The organism is Candidatus Palauibacter sp., assembly GCF_965237495.1.
GTDB lineage: Bacteria > Gemmatimonadota > Gemmatimonadetes > Palauibacterales > Palauibacteraceae > Palauibacter.
In genome coordinates, this window is the sequence record NZ_OZ250143.1 from 2,595,741 (window position 1) to 2,612,419 (window position 16,679).

Here is a 16,679-nt window from a genome sequence, read left to right on the forward strand (position 1 = left end):
CGCCGGTCAGCATCCCGAAATCAAGCCGCAACCCACTATCCCGCAGCCTCCAACCCCTCCACCGACTGCCAGCACAAGGCGGGTGTGGCGATGCCACGTAGAGCGCGCCACGGCCCGAGAGCGTTCCCCACATTGCGAGTCCGATATGGCCGGCAGCACCGCATTTACCTTCAAGGTGTCCCTCTCGAGCCTCGGATCCAGGCGATCGTAGATCAACGCGGGAATACTGTCGATCGATACAGGCATCAACCCGGAATCCTCGGGGGGCGTGAAGGTCAAGAACACACAGCCCGGCCAGGTGCGCCCAGACATGCCGATCCTGACCCTCACGATATATCTGCCGTTCGAGAACGTCTTCACGGTCGGGATCCACGCGCTGGGACCTTTGCAATCTCTGCCAACCCAACCTTCAACTGTGACATCGTACACCGCTCGGCCATCAACATCGGTGACGACTCCAGCGATGTTCAGCTCGCTCTGGCCGTGCGGCAAGACCAAAGGAGGAGAAGGCGTCGCCGGATCCGTGCCGCAGCCCACGGCAACAATACAGCTTACAGCGAGACATCCCCAGGTATTCATCTTTCTCCCCCTTTCGCTGTCCGGCGTCAGCCGCCGCCGCCGTACAGGTTGGTCAACCAGAGAGTCCGGATGTCGTCCTCGTCCCAGGCATGATCGGACTGATTCTCCTGAGTCGGGTGGGGATCGCGGGTTGGGAAGTAATCGTCGCCGCTCGTTATCACCCCATCCACCTCTGCCTCGAGGCACCAGATGAGGTGATCTATTCCACTCGGATCGATGAGAACATTGCCTTCTCTGACACGGCAGGTGCCCATGACCTCGTAGAGATCCTGACCGCTCAGATCGATGTCGTCATGGCCCTCATTGCTCGAATCGAGAAGATCGTTGAAGAACGACGCTACCGTTCCCTCGTCGATACTCCCGTCTTCGCCGGCATCGTAGTAGTAGTTGGACTCGAAGCGCGACTCGGTAACGCGCGGGTCAGGTGTAATCAAGCCGGCGTAAATGGTGGTCTGAGTCGCCATCCCATAGTAGTTGGCCCAGCCCTCGTTGTACGCGCACCCGAGATCGGTCAGGACGTCAGGCTCATGCCCATCACAAAGGTCGGAATCGAACCACGCGATACCGCCTAGCAACTCCTCATGCATGGCATGGCCGTACTCGTGCGCAACGGCGAAGATCCCGTACCCGCCCCAGATGCAGATCTTCTCGTCATTCTCGACAAGCTCGATCGCATCTTCGGAGGGGTGATAAACGCAGCCGGTTTGGACGGGAGGATTCACCTTGTAGGTGACGATCGGCCGTCCCGGGAACATCGTCTCGGAATCCCGGATGGAGTGCCACGAGGTCACCCACACGCGGCTCTCGAGAGACCGAAGCTGGTACGCCACTTCCTGACCGCAGTCGCCATTTCCGAACTGAAAGCTGTTATCCGACCGCGGTACGATCCTAACCTTGGAGTCGCGGAACGTCGCGGTGCCGTCGCCGTGGGCACCGTAGACGGGACAGTTTACCGTTATCCTGCCATCGGAATCAGCGAACCCACTGCCGGAATCCTCGAACCCGTCAGGCGCGTCGACCACCTCATACTCGTACCGGACGCCGGGTAGCGGTCGAGTTTCGTTCAGGTCTTCGTCATAGTACACGAAGGTTATGCAGACCTCGTCGGAACCACACGAAGATGCTCTGTAGAGACCTCCGGATTGCGCGAGGAGACCACCGTCCTGGCCCGGCTTGGGTTCTCCCGTATCGACCTCGCGGAATGGTCCGGGCTGAGGATGGAACCCATCGGGGACGAGATCCGGATCAAAATCATCGAGAACACGACCGCCCTGCTCATCTACCAGAATCCACACGGTCTTGTGCGTTTCCGGTCGGACACGATCGGTCGTCTCATCAGGCCTAACCTTCTCGGATCTGGCACTGGCGTAGATCCGGTAGATACCCGAAACCGGAGTGGAGAAGCTCGTCGTCTGGGCAACTTCTCCGCCGACCGAGAACCCCCGGCTCGATTCGATCTTGGCTGGCACCTGACGTCCGATCGGCGTTTTGTACGCTTGACCCCACTCGGTCCACTTCGCGTATTCGACCTCGGGAAGGGTGACCCGTAGATCGGCGTCGGTCGTAGAGTAGTTTGCCGTGTACGTCACCGTGAGATTGATGGGGTCGGCTGGCTTCAGGGATCCGGCCACGTCGATCTCGATACTGAACCAGTTCTGGGCAGCCATGTCCGCCGTGGGTGCATCGGATCGACCGCGAGCTGGTCGTACGTGATTGGTCGGCACCTCCTGCTGCCGCGTAAAGCTAGGTGATCCGATATCGGGTCCCTCCACGTCCGAACAACCTGCCAACGCCACGAGTCCTGCCACTGCCATGATCGAGCGTTTCATGCTGACCTCCCAAGGTACACGGTGAACTGTTGGGCCGCACAACTCTGGCCGTGCAGCCGGCGCCTTCGCCTCCGTCGACTGTGAGATCCCACTTCATTGCGCTTCAGCTTCAGTTTCGGGCCGCGCACGCTTCCCGAGTCCAAATGGCGAGAGATCGCAGCTTCGCGATCACTTCTTGTGGTCGTGACTCCCGCGGACCTACGCTGGGGGCGGGTTCAGACGCTTCGGCGGTCCGGACCGACACTTCCATAATCGGCAGTGCATGCCACTCCCCAATAGAGGGAAAACCCTGCAATTCGTGAAGGAAATCACCCCCAAGCCATACCGGGAAAACCCCCTACCGGCGGACGCCGTACGCGAGACCCGCACGAGGGGTCTGCGATGGCCAACCCGAAGGGGTCGTGTCGCACAGGCGGCCAGGAGAACGGGCGGTCGTCCGTGAAACGGTGGGATGGCCGGATGGGTTGGTGGGCCTCCCGCGCGGGGGGCTGAACGGCCTAGCGCTCGCCCTCCAGGAGCCCAGCCTCGAGAGCGAAGCGCACGATGTCGCGCCGGGTGTGCAAGTCCAGCTTCGCCTTGGCGCGGGCGAGATAGCCCTCCACGGTCTTTGGACGGAGAAACATCTCCTTGCCCGTCTCCCTGGCCGAAAAGCCGCTAGCGTACAGCTTGATCGCAATGAGCTCGCGCGACGAGAGCACTTCGGATCCCGGCTTGCGGCTCGATGCGCCTTGCGCGTTCCGCCGCGCGAGCAGGGCAGCCGCGTGCTGGGGCAGGTAGGAGTGCCCGCGCGCGATGGCTTCCACGGCTCCGATGAGATCGGTGTCGGCGGCGGATTTGTTCAGAAAGCCCGCCGCGCCGGCGTTGAGGGCCGACACAAGGTACTCATCCTCGTCGTGGATCGTGACAACCAGGACCTTCGCTTCGAGTCCAAGTTCGGTGATGCGCCGGGTCGCATGGACTCCGTCCATCCCGGGCATCGCCAGATCCATGATGACGATGTCCGGTTCCAGCGTCCGGGCTTTCTCCACCGCTTCGTCGCCGGACGTTGCTTCGCCCACAACCTCCACCTGTTCGGTTGACTCGAGCAAAGCCTTCAGGCCGGCACGCACCACCGGGTGGTCATCGACGAGGAGCACCCTCACCACCGTTCGGAATCCCCCTTGGCTTCCAGAGCCACGACCGGCACTGTGGCCCGAATCGTGGTTCCCTTGCCCGGCGCCGTATCCACGGTGATGCCGCCTCCGACCAGCGCCGCCCGTTCATGCATGCTGGTGAGGCCGACGCGACCATGGAACTCGAATCCGCGACCCTCGTCGCGGATCTCCGCAACGACCACGTCGCCCGCAGATCTGAGCGTCACGGTACCCTCCCTCACCCCAGCGTGCCTCACGGCGTTGGTCACGGCCTCCTGAACGATCCGGTACAGGGCCAGGGCCGCGTCCGCGTCCAAATCGCCATCCACCCGGCCAAGGCTCGCGTGGACCGTGAATCCATACACCTCGCCGATGTCGCGAAACATGGCGGCGAGGGCGGAAGAAAGCCGCCGGTGTTCGAGGGCCGGGGGCAGCAGCCCCCGAATCATCCGCTTAACGCCCTGGATCGTGTCATGGATTTCGTCGGCGATCAGCGCCCGCGCCCGCTCCCTTTCCTCCTCCGCCGACTCGGACGCCAGGAGCTTCACCCTGATCTTCAGAGCCACGAGAGACTGCAGGAACTCGTCGTGCAACTCCCGGGACAGCCTCTTCCGCTCGTTCTCGACGGCCGTCACCATCGTCCTGGACAGTTGCCGCATCCGCTTCCAACCCGTTATGTCGCGGACCGTGCAGATCACGTGTTCCCGCCCCGATGCCAGTCTCCAGGGGCTCAGACTGATCTCGACCGGGATCGTCGTACCGTCCCGGCGCAAGGCCAGCAGCTCGAGTCCCTGTCCCATGGGACGTGCCCGCGGCGCCTCGCTGTAGTGACGGCGGTGCTGCCGGTGCCGACCGCGGCTGCCCGCGGGAACCAGCCGTTCCACGCCCGAGCCCTCGATCTCTTCGCGGCTCCATCCGAACGTCGCGATGGCCTGCGGGTTGAGGTCCCGGATAACGCCGTTCGAATCCACGATAAGCATCGCGTCCGGCGATGCTTCGAAAACGGCTCTGTAGTCCCTATCGGTAAGCACGACAATCCGGGTCCAAGGCAGTTTCGTCAGCAGGTAACCCGGGAGAGTATCAGGCTTCGGTTCCCGGATGTCAGTGGGCATCGAAATGTCACACCTTTGGGCATTGATAGTATCACACCTCGGGAGAAGGCGGCGATGAGCCGTGCGAGCGGTCATGAGGCGGTCGCTCCAGGCGGGGAGACGTGCCGAGGGGCACCGAGGTGGATGGCCTTGGAGCAATCGGCGTGGCGGCGCATGCGGTAGCTCAGGAACTCGAAGGCCAGCGCAACGACCGGCCCTACACCCGACGCACGCACCGTCTCGATGGCCGACGCCACCTCGCGGGTGCGGCAGGGCCCGCCGGTGCTGCACGACATCGTGGGGTCCGAGGACCGGGCCGATCCGGTCGCGGGTTTTCCGTTCTGAACTCCATCGCCACGGCCCATTCCAGCACCGCCCACATGCGCCACCTTACGTGCCGAGCCACGGGCGGCTTCACGTGCCAATTCGGAGCGAGGATCTCCAGCACGTCTGCGCTCGTCACCTCCGAGACCGCCATGTCATCGATGCGGGGAGATGAACGCGTCGCACGCCAGCCTGCGCCACGACTTCGGTGTGAGCACGGCGGCGCTGGACGAGATCGTGCGGGTCGCCCTCGATGCGGGCGCGGCGGGGGCGCGGGATTCGGCGGCTGCGCCATCGCGCTCTGCCGGGAGAGCCGGGCAGAGGGCGTGCTGGGCGAACGCTTCTACGCGCCCCGAGGAGGAGTCGTGGACGGTGCCCTGTTCGTGGCCTCAGCGTCCGGCGGAGCCACGGTGACCTGCTAGCCGAGAGCAGGTGAGAAGATAGCCCGACAAGGCGTGAAGAGGGGGTTCCCCCGATCCGGGCGGTGCCAAGGCATTTCGCAACGGACACCGTCCATTTTGCATCCCCTGTGGTAGCACCACTGCGTTCGGCACGAGCCCCGGGCCGGGCAGAATCACTTATGCCACGGGGGTGGACATGATCGAGACCAAGTCCCGTCCGCAGCCGGAATCCGAGTTTGCCAGACGCGTCGCGACCTGGGTTATCGTTCTTCTCGCGGTGTACCTTGCGTATTCGGCAACCCACTTCTGGGGTCGGCCGGATGCGGTCGCAGACTTTTTCGCGATGCTGGCCAGACGTCTCCCCGTCATGGTGGCCCAGATTCTCCCGCCCGCCGTGTTCGCCGGTGCTCTGAGCGGGTGCGGCATCTTCGGCGGGGGACCTGCCGGTTCGCCACGGCGTCACTGGGTCTTGCTCGCGATGCTGGCCATGGCGGCATATGCCCTACCGTCCCTGGTCACGCCCGTGTTCGCGAAGTGGACCGGCTCCGACTGGCCGTTTCCCACCGCTGTGCTCGAATCCGCGAGGTCCGCACGCGCTGCCGCGGAGGCCGCGATCGGGAACGAGGCCGCAAGGCATCTGCGGCGAGCGGCGAGCGCTCTGGCGACGCTGTTCGTGCCGATGGCGAACGCGGCGTTCGTGTTGCTGGCGGCAGTACTGGGCGATCTGACCGGAAGATCGACCCGCAGGTTGTCCACCTGGCCCCGCTACGCGACGCGGTGGCTTTCGGGCGGACTCCTGTTCGCGACTTTCTGGATTCCTGCGGCCGTGGCCGACGAATTGGTCCGATATGACGCGGTTTGGGGAGGCCTGTTGTTCGTGCTTCCTATCTGCGTACCTCTCGCGGCAGCAGGGATCCTGTTCGCCGTCGTCCGCCCTGATCGCGGGTCCGCCCGTTGACACCCCGCGATGGCAACACCGGCTTCGACCGGGAGCGGTTTCATGCGGGAGACCACGTGCTGTTTCGCCATCTGGTGCGCGAGACGTCTCCGCGAATGCTGCGAGTGATCCGTGGCTACGCCCGGGATGACGACCACGCGGCCGATCTGTTGCAGGTCTGCTGGATCCGGATCTACCGGAAGCGTGCGCGCTTCTCCGGTACCGGATCCTTTCTCGGGTGGGCTCTGACGGTGTGCAGGAATGTCTGCAGGATGGAGGCGCGCAAGCGGCACCGCGCCCCCCTGACCCGCCTTGACGAGCGCGGCGATCTCCCCGACCCCACACCCGGCCCGTCTGAACAGTTGAAACGCCAGGAGAGGGCGGCCGCCCTCTACTCGGCGCTTGACCGGCTCACGGCGCGGGAGGGGGACGCCATGCTGCGCATTCTCGAAGGTCGGAGCACTGGCGAAGTGGCGGGAATATTGGCTGTCAAGGAGGTGTCGGTGCGCTCGCTGATCCATCGGGGCCTCAAGAAGCTGCGCCAAATGGATGAACTGATCGAACGGATCCATTGACGACGGAGAACCCCTATGCTCAAGAAGACGCAACGGCTACCGGGTGGGCGGACCGGCGGGCGCGCGGAGCCGGACAAGGAGGCAACCGACCGTCTGGTCTCGGCTGTCGTGGCAGGCGATTCAGGACAGGTCGCGGATCCGGCGGACGGAAACGCCGACGAGGAAACACTCGAGTTGCTGCGCCTGATCGCCTCGATCCGACAAGTCGGGGCCTCCGATTCGCCGCTCTCGGAGTCCGGCGTGGACGCCATCATGGGCGCCCTGGAGCGAGAGACGCGAGGCGTTCCTCGCTCAACTCCGTGGCGGGAGTGGCTGGGCATGGTCTCCGGCTTTCTCACGTGCACGTTGACGCTCGGTTCCGGCCTGCTCCTCATGGGTGGAACCGGCGACCTCCGACCTCCGGGTGCGGTCGCGACACCGGTCCTGGCCGCCGCAGTCGCGTCTCTCGCGGCCCTCGCAAGCGTGCTCCTTCACAGACGATCGACGCTGCGACTCCCGATCCTCCCACTGCTGGTCCTCGGCACGCTCGTCATGGGGTCATGCGCCCCCACACCCCCGGACACAGCGGCGGTTGAGGTCGAGATCGCCCCTTCAGCGGTCACGACCTTCGAGGAAGGCGAAGCGTTGTGGGGGGTGCGCGACATCATCGAGTCCGGCGAAGTGATCTGGGCGCTGACCGAAGCCGCACCTTTTCTGCGGGCGTACGATCGCTCCGGCCGAGTGCTCGCCGACTTCGGCAGATCAGGCCAGGGTCCGGGGGAACTCTTCAACCCGGATCCTGCGTTGGCGCATAGTCGGGCGGCCTGAGGGCGATTATGACCGGCGGTTGTGGCGACTTGGCGCGGGCGGTGGCGTTTTCGGGGCCGGACCGGGCCTCGGCGGAGGGCCGGCGGGGCTCGGGAGGGGTCCCGAACGGCTCGCGGAGACACGGGGAGTGGGCGCCGCCGCGCGGCGCCTTCGGAAGGCCGGGGTTGGGACCGGTCAGGCGGGGGCGGGCGGCGGGAGACCCCGCTCGATGGTCCGGAGGCTCCGCCGCAGGAGACCGAGGGCCGGGTCGGCGCGCGCGAACCCGAGCGAGGTTCGGCGAGCGTGGGAGGTGATCCTGGCGGGGGCGCGCAGCAGGCGCAGCCGGATGCCGCGCGGCTGCACGGCGCGCCAGCGACCGCCGAGGAAGTTCGCGCGCAGGATGTGGAGGAGTTGGTAGGCGAGCACGGCGAGGCTCCAGAGCAGGGCGTTGCCGCCGAGGTCGTCCACCGCGGTGCGGCCGGCCGAGAGCTGGCCCAGCTCCTCGATCCGCTGCTCGACGACCGCGCCCGCGTTGTAGGCGCGCCACGCCTCGACGGGGCCGATGCTCCCGATGTTGGTCAGAACGTCGGCGCTCATCGTGGTCTCCCACGCCGCGAGATCGAGTTCTCCCTCGTCCGGCCCGACCCGTCTCCGCCTCTCGACCGAGAGAAGCCGCGTGCCCCACAGCTCGCCGGAGGCCGTCCTCAGCTCCCGGTCCCCGGCCTCGTCCCGGGCGGCGGTCTCCCAGGCGCCCCGGAAGCCGTCGAGCCAGGCGTGCCGCGGCACCTTGAGCAGATAGGACACGCCGAGCTCCTCCATGCGCCGCGCGATGGACTTGGAGAAGAACCCCTTGTCCAGCCGCACGGTGATCCGCCGCACCCCCGCCCCCCTCAGGCGGGCCACCAGCCCGGCCAGCCACGCCTCCGCCCCCCGGGCCGTGTGCGCGCCCCCCGGCCGCCAGCGCACCCCGAGGCAGTCGCCCGTCTCCAGGACGTAGGCCAGAAGGGGGTGGTGCGAGGGGCGGCCCCGCTTCTTCGGGTTGTAGCCCCGCTCCGCCCCGGCCTGCTTCAGCCCGTAGCGCACCACGACGGTCGAGTCCATGACGATCGTCGCCGACCGCGGCGCCCCGCCGGCCAGCTCCCAGCGCCGCCGCACCATCCGCCACAACAGCTCGTCCAGAAGCGGCGACAGCACGGCCGCCGAACCCCGCAACCAGCGCCCGAACGTGGCCGGGTGCGGCACCCGCGCCCAGCCGAAGATGCGGCGCACGCCCCGCCGCTCCAGAAGCGGCAGGTCGTCCATCACCCCGCCGCCGTACAGGAGCAGCACCACCCACGACTCGACCATGAGCGATGGCCGGTAGCGGCCGGGGACGTTCCCGCTCCGCCGGTCGATCCAGCCGCCCAGCCCCAGCGCGTCCCACAGCTTCCGAACCACGACGAGGCCGCCCGCGTCGGTGATCCGCCCGCCGCCCCCGCGGACCCTCAGCGCGGCCGCCGATCCTTGCACGTGCGGGCGCGGTCCGGTATAGTCGTTTCCACGCACCATTCGGGTGTCCTCCGTTCCGGGGTGAACTCTTGTTCAGTCCCTCTGAACGTAGGGCCCCGGGCGGTGCTTTTCCATAGTCCGAAACTATGATCTCACTATCGTCAAGGCCTCCACGGCCCGGCTACGGCCGCCCTCCCGGACGAGCCCCGCGCCCACGATCGCAGGATCCGGGTTCAACCCCTGGATCCTGTCCACGGCGCCTTCGCCCGGCGAAGTGATCGCATGGGATCTCGCTACTCGCAGGCGTTCCCGGTTCGATGCGCGAGGCAACTTCGTGACTTCAACGCCCGTCCCCATCACCCCGGGAGGGACCATTCGTGCCGATATCAGGAGCGTGACCTTCGGGGATCCGTTCCGAGTCGCCGAGGACGGCACCGGAGTCCGGGTGGCCAGCTATCCCGGCGGGATCAACCGGGGCGACGACTTCTGGGGCGGCAACATCCTCGGCATCACGCACGGCGATGCCGAACCGGCCGTGCTCGTGGACTTCGCGGCCGACCTTCCGGGAGCGGCGATTCGCGTTCCGGTCATGGGTCTCGCCCCCGTGCCACTCTGGGACGGCTGTGCCGGTGGCGTCGTTGCCGTGCTCGACCCGGTCGACCGCAGTCTTCGTGTCTACGGCCCAGGAGGCACGAAAGACCGTCACATTCCGTTGCCGTGGCCCGCTCGGCCTCTCTCGCACGAGGAGCGATTGGGCTACGTGCGGGGAATGATGCGGAACGAGGCGCGAGGCACGAACATCACCGAGGCGGAAATCGAACGCGCCGCCGCGGACGTACTGGCTCGCGCGGGCGACGACCTGCCGGCGGAAGCCCCGATCGGCGTAGATCTGCGCTGCTCGTCTGGACGGATCTGGATTCAGGAGTTTGATGGTTCGTCTTCTCATCCCCTCGGATATGGAAGGGCGTGGAGGACGGTGTCCCTGACCGACGCGGCGCCACAATTCCAGAGGGTCATCTTCCCCGAAGGGTTCACCTCCTATCGCTTCACGGACTCCGCGGCGATCGGCGTGCTGACGGACTCCATGGAGTTACAGCGCGTCGCGGTCGTGCGTCTGGCCGGCCTGTCCTCCTAGCCTGGCTTGGCTAGCTGGTCATTTCCGGCGCTGACCGCTTCTTCAGCATGAACAGCCCCTCCTGCATGCTGGTTACGATGACCGTACCGCTTACGAAGAACGGATACACGCCCCAAGCGCCGCTAAGCCCCGGACCTTCGTGATACGGCGCCGTGTCGAAGAAGCCCACTTCCCGCGGATTCACGGGGTCCGAGATATCGAGCACCTGCAGGCCGTGGCGGTAGTTCGCCTGGTATACGAAGCCGTCCCTTGGGTAGAGGTTGTGGGCGCTTGCGGGAAACTGACCCATGAACTGGTTCACCAGTATGGGGTCTTCGATATCGGCAAGGTCCCAGATCAACGTGCGGGTCGTCGCCACGCTGCCCTCGAGGACGTCGAGTTCGTCGTTCTGGTAGAAGTAACGGTGGTCGGGAGTGAGCCAACCCTGGTGGATGTAGGCCGCGTTCGGCGACGAGGCCCGTGCGACGCTCACTGGATTGGTCTTGTCGGTCACGTCGGATATCTCGAACGCGTCCCCGTCGGAATTCAGACACAGCTCGCGCCCGCGATACCGCTCGTCGGGGCCGCGGTAGACCACGCACTGCGAATCGTGGATGCCGCGAGTCGGTCCGCAGCCGACGAACTCGGGGTTACGGGGGTCGCTGAGGTCGATCATGTGGAGACCGCCACCGCAGTTCTCGCGGGGGCCGCTGTTCCCCACCGCGTACGCGTATCCGGTCTCCTCGTTGATCACGATGTTGTGCGAACCCGCGAATTCGAGATAGTGCGCGTCCGGATCGAAGAGAGCGGGCATCGCACCCCTGGGCACGTCGCGCAGACGCGTAAGGTCGAAGATCTGCATGCCGTAGTCCGCAGTCCCGTCGGCCACGATGTACGCGTAGTTCCGGTACGTCTTGATGTCCCGCCAAAGCTGCGACGGCGGCGTGCCCGGGGGCTTGGGCAGATCCCCCACCAGCACCGGGTTCGACGGATCGGTGACGTCGACGAAGGAGGTGCCGTCGACGCGTCCCACCAGCGCATACTCGCGTCCGTCAAGCGGGTCGGTCCAGCCCCATAGGTCGTTTGTGTGTACGCCGTGGGCATGCCCTGCCGCCTTCAACATCGAGTTCGGGAAGAACGACAACAGGTCGACTCGGTCACAGTCGAAGGGCCCGACCTTCCCGTCGGAACACCGGCGTTCTTCGCCGAGCAGGGGCGCGATTGCGTCGGCGGCGCTCACGAGCAGGCTTCCGTCGTCCCAGCTGCCATCCGGACCGCGCCGCCAGATGTGCACCGCCCCGAATCGGTGATTCAGACGGGGCACGCTGACCGCTGCGACGTCGCTGTGCGCCACGATCAGGGAGCCATACCGATCGCGCTGCCCCGTCTCCGTGTCGGGGAGCTGCACGCGGCGCGGCAATGTCGGCAGGTCGCCGTCGTCGCTGGCCTCGTACAGGTAGACCGCGCCGTTCTCGTTACCGCGCTCCGTGGGAGCCCCGACCCAGATGTCACTTCCGGCGAAGGCCACCGCCGCGCCGAAGAGGTCGCCGCTTTCCCCGCCCGGGAGCGCCAGCCGTCCTTCTTCTGGAACCCACCGCGCCAGGCTCTCGTCCCAGGAGTACGCGTAGACCGCGCCGCGGTTGTCGTCGGCGCCGGGCGCGCCGACGAGCACCCTTCCGTTCGCGGCCGCAATGGCTGACCCGAATCTGCCGTTGGCCTCGGCAACGGATTCAAGGACTCCGACCTCCTCCCATCCGTCTGCGCCCATGTGGAATTCGTAGACCAGGCCGACGGCATCGCGTCCCCGCGGCCACGGATCACCGCGGCGGCGGCGCTGACGTTCTTCCTGCCGCCGGGTGACATGCCCCCCTGCCGCGCCCGCCCTCTCGTCCGCCCCGGGCGCGCCGACCAGCACTCCGTGGCGTGTAAAGGCGATTGCCGCACCGAAGCGGTCGCCCTCCGCACTCGCACTCGCCTGAAGCTTCGCCTGGTGAACCCACTGGCCGCTCCCGTCCCGCCGATAGGCGTGGACGGCGCCCTGCACAGACTCTCCAGCCCACCGCCCCGTGCCGGTTGCCCGCCTCGGCGCGCCTGCAAACAGCCAGCCATCCCGAGCGGCAAGCAACAAACCGAAGTCCGCATCGCAATAGCCGAAGTCGTTGCACCTTGGCTCGATGCCGCGCACGCCATCACCTTCGATCCGTCCGGCCGGGGTCCACTCTCCTCCGTTGCCGATCACGAACACGTGCAGCGGCCCACCACGCTGTCCGACGAAGAGCCAGTTCCCCATCCCTGCCAGAGCCGTGCCGAACCCGTCCGCACGCTCGAAACCCGGTGCTCGCAATACGGAGGATTCGTGCCAGGTTCCGTCCGTCTCGCCGTAGACGTATGCCGCACCGGCGCGGAAGGTGGGGTTTGGTTCGGCAATGATGACCTGGCCCCCGTGGATCACAACCGAGCTGCCGAAGGAGCCGACTTGCCCGGTAAGTGCCGTCGTGCTCGAAGCCAAGGCGGCTATGAGGCCCAAGCCAAGGTGGACCAGGCGACGCAGACTGCAACCCGGCCCCCGGCCGCAGCGAAAGCAGCGAGGATGCTTGTCGCGCGGTGCATGGATCATCGGGCCTCCCGGGCGCCGTGGTTCGACTTGCCAGTCAGTAACGAACAGGCGACCGGTATTGTTTCGGGATGTATCTTCCGGTCGGCGGCTGGAATTGCCTGTAGCTCCCCCCACACCGGCTTGGTCGGTTGGGCCTTGCCAGATGTTATCAGTATATGATAACCTAGCTCGATGAGGAGGCCGAAGCGCGACCCCGGGCTGGACACGCTGCTCGACCTTCACGGCGAGACGCTGTTCGTGGACGACAAGGGGCATGAAGACACTACAGATCGGCATCGCCGGTTACGACCAGATGAAGGCGCGCACCCTGGCGATTGCTCGCGGCGAGCACACGCCCGCGAAGGGTGAGCCGAAGGTGTGGTTCACGTCCATCGAGAGCTTCGCGAAGTTGCTGTCCGAGCATAACAGGCAGCTCCTGGAACTGATTGCCCGGGAGCGGCCGCGTTCGCTCACGGAGCTCGCGGAGAAGGCCGGCCGAAGCAAGTCAAACCTCTCGCGAACCCTGAAGACGATGTCCCGGTACGGACTCGTGGAATTGACACCGGGAGAGCGCGGCAAGCTGGTCCCAAGGGTGCCGTACGACCAAGTGAGGCTCGACGTCTCGTTGACGGGGACGAGGAGCGGATCAGTCAGCGCCAGCCCGTGATGCGTGAAGAGATCGTACGGGGGGTCACGTGTCCCGACTGACGTTCCGCCACGCCCGGTCTGCCGTGCCAGGGCTAAACGCGGCCGTCCTGTGCGCCGCCCTGACCGCCGCCTCGTGCGCCGCCCCCGGAGCCCGCGCCCGCATCTCGGAGGAGGCGCGCGTCCTCGACACGTACCCGTTCTCGGAGCCGAACCCCGTCCCGGCGCTCGCCACCGACCGCAGGCTGTACCCCTACCACACGTTCGAGGGGTACGCCGCGACGCCGGAGCCCCGGGAATGGAAGGTGGTGAGGATGGAGAACGATCTCATCGAGGTCTTCGTCCTTCCCGAGGCGGGCGGCAAGGTGTGGGGGGCCGTGGTGAAGGCGACCGGCCACGAGTTCATCTATCGGAACGAAGTGATGAAGTTCCGCCACATCGCGCTGCGCGGCCCGTGGACCTCGGGCGGCATCGAGTTCAACTTCGGCGTGATCGGGCACACGCCGGCCACCTCCACCCCGGTCGACTATCTGGTGCGGGAGAACGCGGACGGCAGCGTGAGCACCATCGTCGGCGCCATGGACCTCCCGTCGCGTACGCCATGGCGGGTGGAGATCCGCCTTCCCGCGGAGCGGGCCACCTTCGAGACGCGCGTCCTGTGGTACAACCCGACCCCGCTGGAGCAGCCCTACTACAACTGGATGACGGCCGCGGCCTTCGCCCGGGACGACCTGGAACTGTTCGTGCCCGGAAACGCCTATCTGGAACACTCCGGCCGGGCGCGCCCATGGCCCGTGGACGAGGAGGGGCGCTTCCTGCCCCTCTACCGCAACAACGCGTTCGGGGGAAGCAAATCCTACCACGTGGTGGGCGAGCTGAACGACTTCTTCGGCGGCTACTACCACGACGACGGCTACGGCTGGGGGCACTGGGCCCGCCACGAAGACATGCCCGGGCGCAAGCTGTGGCTGTGGGCTCTGTCCCGCGAAGGCGGCATCTGGGAGGACCTGCTCACCGACGCGGACGGACAGTACGTCGAGTTCCAGGCGGGGCGGCTCCACGTGCAGTACCAGCCGGGAGCGGACCGCAATCCCATCTCGCAGGCCGGGTTCGACCCCCTCTCGGCCAGCCGCTGGACCGAGACGTGGTTCCCGCTGGAAGGGACGGGCGGCCTCACGGACGCTTCCCCTTACGGCGCGATGCACGTCGAACGGGAGGGCGACCGCTTGCGGGTGGTGGTCCAGGCGTTCGGGGCCGGGGCCGACACGGTGAAGGCATGGTCCGGCGGCGAACCGGTCGCCGCGCGGCCGGTGGCGCTCGAACCCCTCGAGCCGGTGGTGGTCGAGTTCGACGTCGCGTCCGGGCGCCCGTGGCGCGTTTCGGTGCCCGGAATCGGTCTGGAAGCCTGCTCGAACCCGGACGAAGCCGGTCTCGACGGCGCGTGCGGACTCGGCGGGGAGCGCTCGCTGTCCCGGCCGTTTGAGACGGACCCCGAGGCGTGGGACGCCCTCCCGGAGACGGATCGCCTCGTGTTCGAGGCGCGGGAGTTGGCGCGGGGCCGCCGCTACGCCGAAGCGCGGACGCTGTACGAACGGGCGGCCACAGCCGAGCCGTGGAACCGGGAGGCGCTGCTGGGCCTGGGCGCGCTGGCGCTGAGGTCGGCCCGCCATGAAGAGGGCCTCGCCCACGCGCGGCGCGCGCTCCAGCTCGACACGTACGATCCGGAGGCCAACTTCCTCGCCGGCCTCCTGTATCGCGCCCTGGGGCGCCGCGCCGACGCGGTCGACTCGTTCGGCTGGGCCGCCCGGTCGGTGGCCTTCCGGGCCGCGGCGCGCGTTCGGCTGGCGGAGTTGGCGCTCGACGGGGGGGACGTGGCCGAGGCGCGCCGCCACGCCGCGCTGGCGCTCGACCACGACCGGGGAAGCATTCCGGCGCGCGAGGTGCTGGCGATCGCGGCGCGCCTGGCGGGGGACGAAACCGGCGCGGCGCGGGTGCTGGCGGAGCTGCTCGAGCTCGACCCGCTGCACCATTTCGTGCTGGCCGAGCGGTACCTCGCGGCGCGGGCCGAAGGATCCGAGGGGGAAGAGGCCGCGGGCGGGGCCGCCGCGGCGCGCCTCGCCGCGTCGATGCGGAGCGAGCTTCCGGGGCAGACGCTGCTGGAGCTCGCCGTGGGCTACGCGAACCGGGGGCTGCCCGGCGATGCCGCGCGCCTGCTGGAGCTGGCGGACGAGGTGGGCGGCGGCCCCGTGGCCGCGGCGTGGCTCGCCTTCCTGACCGGCGACGCGCAACTGCTGAGGACGGGGGCCGATCCCGACTTCGCCTTCCCCTACCGCGCCGAGACCCTGCCGGTCCTGCGCTGGGCGGCCCGGGAAGACCGACACTGGGGTTGGCGCTACTTGCTGGGCCTCAACCTGTGGGCGCTCGACCGCGACGCCGAGGCGGCCGAAGTGTTGGCGACCCTCGGTGACGAGCCCGACTACGGACCCGCCTACGCGGCACGCGCGCACCTGACGGAGGCCGTGGGCGGCGACCCGGGCCCCGACTTCCGGCGCGCGGTCGCGGTGGATCCCGGCAGCCGCATCCTCCGCGTCTCCCTCGTTCGGCACTTGCAGGAAGCGGGACGCTGGACGGAGGCGCTCGATGCGTCCGGCCGGGGACGGGAGATGTTCCCGGGCGACTTCAACCTCGACCTCCTCCACGTGCGATCGCTCCTCCAGGCGGGCGCCCACCGCGAAGCGATTCGCATCATCACGAACGCACGCGTCCTTCCCTCGGAGAACGCCCGCGAGAGCCACCGCCTGTACGAGTTCGCGCATGTCGGGGCCGCTCTGGACGAACTCGATGCCGGGAACCGCGCGGCCGCCCGCGGTCATTTGGAGGCCGCGCTGCTGTGGCCGGAATCGCTCGGTCAGGGCCGTCCCTTCGATCCCGACGAGCGGCTGGTCCGATTCCTGCTCGGAGCGCTGTCAGCTGGCATCCCGGGCGGGACGCCGCCCGGGCCTGATGAAGCCGAGGCTGCGGCCCTCCGCGCCCGCGTCGAGACGCTCGCCGACGCGACAGCCCCGACCGCCGTCATCGAGCGAGCCCTCCTGCTCCGCGCGCTCTCCGCAGCTGGCGGGGGTCCTCCACTCCGACGCGGCGGGTGAGCAGGTTCGCAGTTGAAGCGACACTGCGGCGCTCG

General features: G+C 67.4%; 12 protein-coding genes and 1 pseudogene. 7 read left to right on the forward strand and 6 right to left on the reverse strand.

Annotated features, from left to right (window positions below; genetic code table 11):
- Positions 1-605: 605 nt before the first annotated feature.
- The 4 genes and pseudogenes from ACPXY0_RS11415 to ACPXY0_RS11430 all read right to left on the reverse strand — a co-directional run.
- Positions 606-2,408, reverse strand: a complete 1,803-nt coding sequence (locus ACPXY0_RS11415; protein ID WP_423924646.1) for a hypothetical protein — start codon at positions 2,406-2,408, stop codon at positions 606-608.
- A gap of 497 nt (positions 2,409-2,905) precedes the next feature.
- The gene (locus tag ACPXY0_RS11420) at positions 2,906-3,544 is read right to left on the reverse strand and encodes a response regulator transcription factor (RefSeq protein WP_423924647.1); all 639 of its coding nucleotides are present in this window, start codon (positions 3,542-3,544) and stop codon (positions 2,906-2,908) included.
- Between the two features lie 2 nt (positions 3,545-3,546).
- Positions 3,547-4,728: a PAS domain S-box protein gene (locus tag ACPXY0_RS11425; RefSeq protein ID WP_423924648.1), complete on the reverse strand. Its 1,182-nt coding sequence runs from the start codon at positions 4,726-4,728 to the stop codon at positions 3,547-3,549.
- Positions 4,729-5,011: 283 nt separating this feature from the next.
- Positions 5,012-5,110: pseudogene (locus ACPXY0_RS11430) on the reverse strand (hypothetical protein); the annotation flags it as partial.
- A 17-nt stretch (positions 5,111-5,127) separates the two neighbouring features.
- Here ACPXY0_RS11430 and ACPXY0_RS11435 point away from each other — a divergent pair.
- From ACPXY0_RS11435 to ACPXY0_RS11450, 4 genes are all read left to right on the forward strand, one after another.
- Positions 5,128-5,370, forward strand: coding sequence for a hypothetical protein (locus tag ACPXY0_RS11435; protein WP_423924649.1), 243 nt, complete (start codon positions 5,128-5,130; stop codon positions 5,368-5,370).
- A 330-nt stretch (positions 5,371-5,700) separates the two neighbouring features.
- Positions 5,701-6,315 carry a hypothetical protein gene (locus ACPXY0_RS11440; RefSeq protein ID WP_423924650.1) on the forward strand — a complete coding sequence of 205 codons (615 nt, stop codon included), beginning with the start codon at positions 5,701-5,703 and terminating at the stop codon, positions 6,313-6,315.
- A 56-nt stretch (positions 6,316-6,371) separates the two neighbouring features.
- Positions 6,372-6,869 carry an RNA polymerase sigma factor gene (locus tag ACPXY0_RS11445; RefSeq protein ID WP_423924651.1) on the forward strand — a complete coding sequence of 166 codons (498 nt, stop codon included), beginning with the start codon at positions 6,372-6,374 and terminating at the stop codon, positions 6,867-6,869.
- A gap of 15 nt (positions 6,870-6,884) precedes the next feature.
- Complete coding sequence (locus ACPXY0_RS11450) at positions 6,885-7,676, forward strand: hypothetical protein (RefSeq protein ID WP_423924652.1); 792 nt, start codon at positions 6,885-6,887, stop codon at positions 7,674-7,676.
- Positions 7,677-7,850: 174 nt separating this feature from the next.
- Here the strand turns inward: ACPXY0_RS11450 and ACPXY0_RS11455 are convergent, their stop codons facing one another.
- Positions 7,851-9,203: an IS1380 family transposase gene (locus ACPXY0_RS11455; RefSeq protein ID WP_423924653.1), complete on the reverse strand. Its 1,353-nt coding sequence runs from the start codon at positions 9,201-9,203 to the stop codon at positions 7,851-7,853.
- 334 nt (positions 9,204-9,537) lie between these two features.
- On the opposite strand from ACPXY0_RS11455, the gene ACPXY0_RS11460 reads away from it, so the two are divergent.
- Positions 9,538-10,278 carry a hypothetical protein gene (locus tag ACPXY0_RS11460; protein WP_423924654.1) on the forward strand — a complete coding sequence of 247 codons (741 nt, stop codon included), beginning with the start codon at positions 9,538-9,540 and terminating at the stop codon, positions 10,276-10,278.
- Positions 10,279-10,288: 10 nt separating this feature from the next.
- Here ACPXY0_RS11460 and ACPXY0_RS11465 read toward each other — a convergent pair whose 3' ends face one another.
- Positions 10,289-13,096 carry a choice-of-anchor B family protein gene (locus ACPXY0_RS11465; protein ID WP_423924655.1) on the reverse strand — a complete coding sequence of 936 codons (2,808 nt, stop codon included), beginning with the start codon at positions 13,094-13,096 and terminating at the stop codon, positions 10,289-10,291.
- 31 nt (positions 13,097-13,127) lie between these two features.
- On the opposite strand from ACPXY0_RS11465, the gene ACPXY0_RS11470 reads away from it, so the two are divergent.
- The gene (locus ACPXY0_RS11470) at positions 13,128-13,520 is read left to right on the forward strand and encodes a helix-turn-helix domain-containing protein (protein ID WP_423924656.1); all 393 of its coding nucleotides are present in this window, start codon (positions 13,128-13,130) and stop codon (positions 13,518-13,520) included.
- A gap of 28 nt (positions 13,521-13,548) precedes the next feature.
- Complete coding sequence (locus ACPXY0_RS11475; protein ID WP_423924657.1) at positions 13,549-16,644, forward strand: DUF5107 domain-containing protein; 3,096 nt, start codon at positions 13,549-13,551, stop codon at positions 16,642-16,644.
- Positions 16,645-16,679: the final 35 nt, after the last annotated feature.

Coding starts and splice junctions, on each gene's coding strand:
- ACPXY0_RS11425 (WP_423924648.1), bottom strand. CDS start 4,728: ATGACCGCTCGCACGGCTCATCGCCGCCTTCTCCCGAGGTGTGATACT.
- ACPXY0_RS11415 (WP_423924646.1), bottom strand. CDS start 2,408: ATGAAACGCTCGATCATGGCAGTGGCAGGACTCGTGGCGTTGGCAGGT.
- ACPXY0_RS11455 (WP_423924653.1), bottom strand. CDS start 9,203: ATGGTGCGTGGAAACGACTATACCGGACCGCGCCCGCACGTGCAAGGA.
- ACPXY0_RS11440 (WP_423924650.1), top strand. CDS start 5,701: ATGCTGGCCAGACGTCTCCCCGTCATGGTGGCCCAGATTCTCCCGCCC.
- ACPXY0_RS11450 (WP_423924652.1), top strand. CDS start 6,885: ATGCTCAAGAAGACGCAACGGCTACCGGGTGGGCGGACCGGCGGGCGC.
- ACPXY0_RS11435 (WP_423924649.1), top strand. CDS start 5,128: ATGAACGCGTCGCACGCCAGCCTGCGCCACGACTTCGGTGTGAGCACG.
- ACPXY0_RS11470 (WP_423924656.1), top strand. CDS start 13,128: ATGAAGACACTACAGATCGGCATCGCCGGTTACGACCAGATGAAGGCG.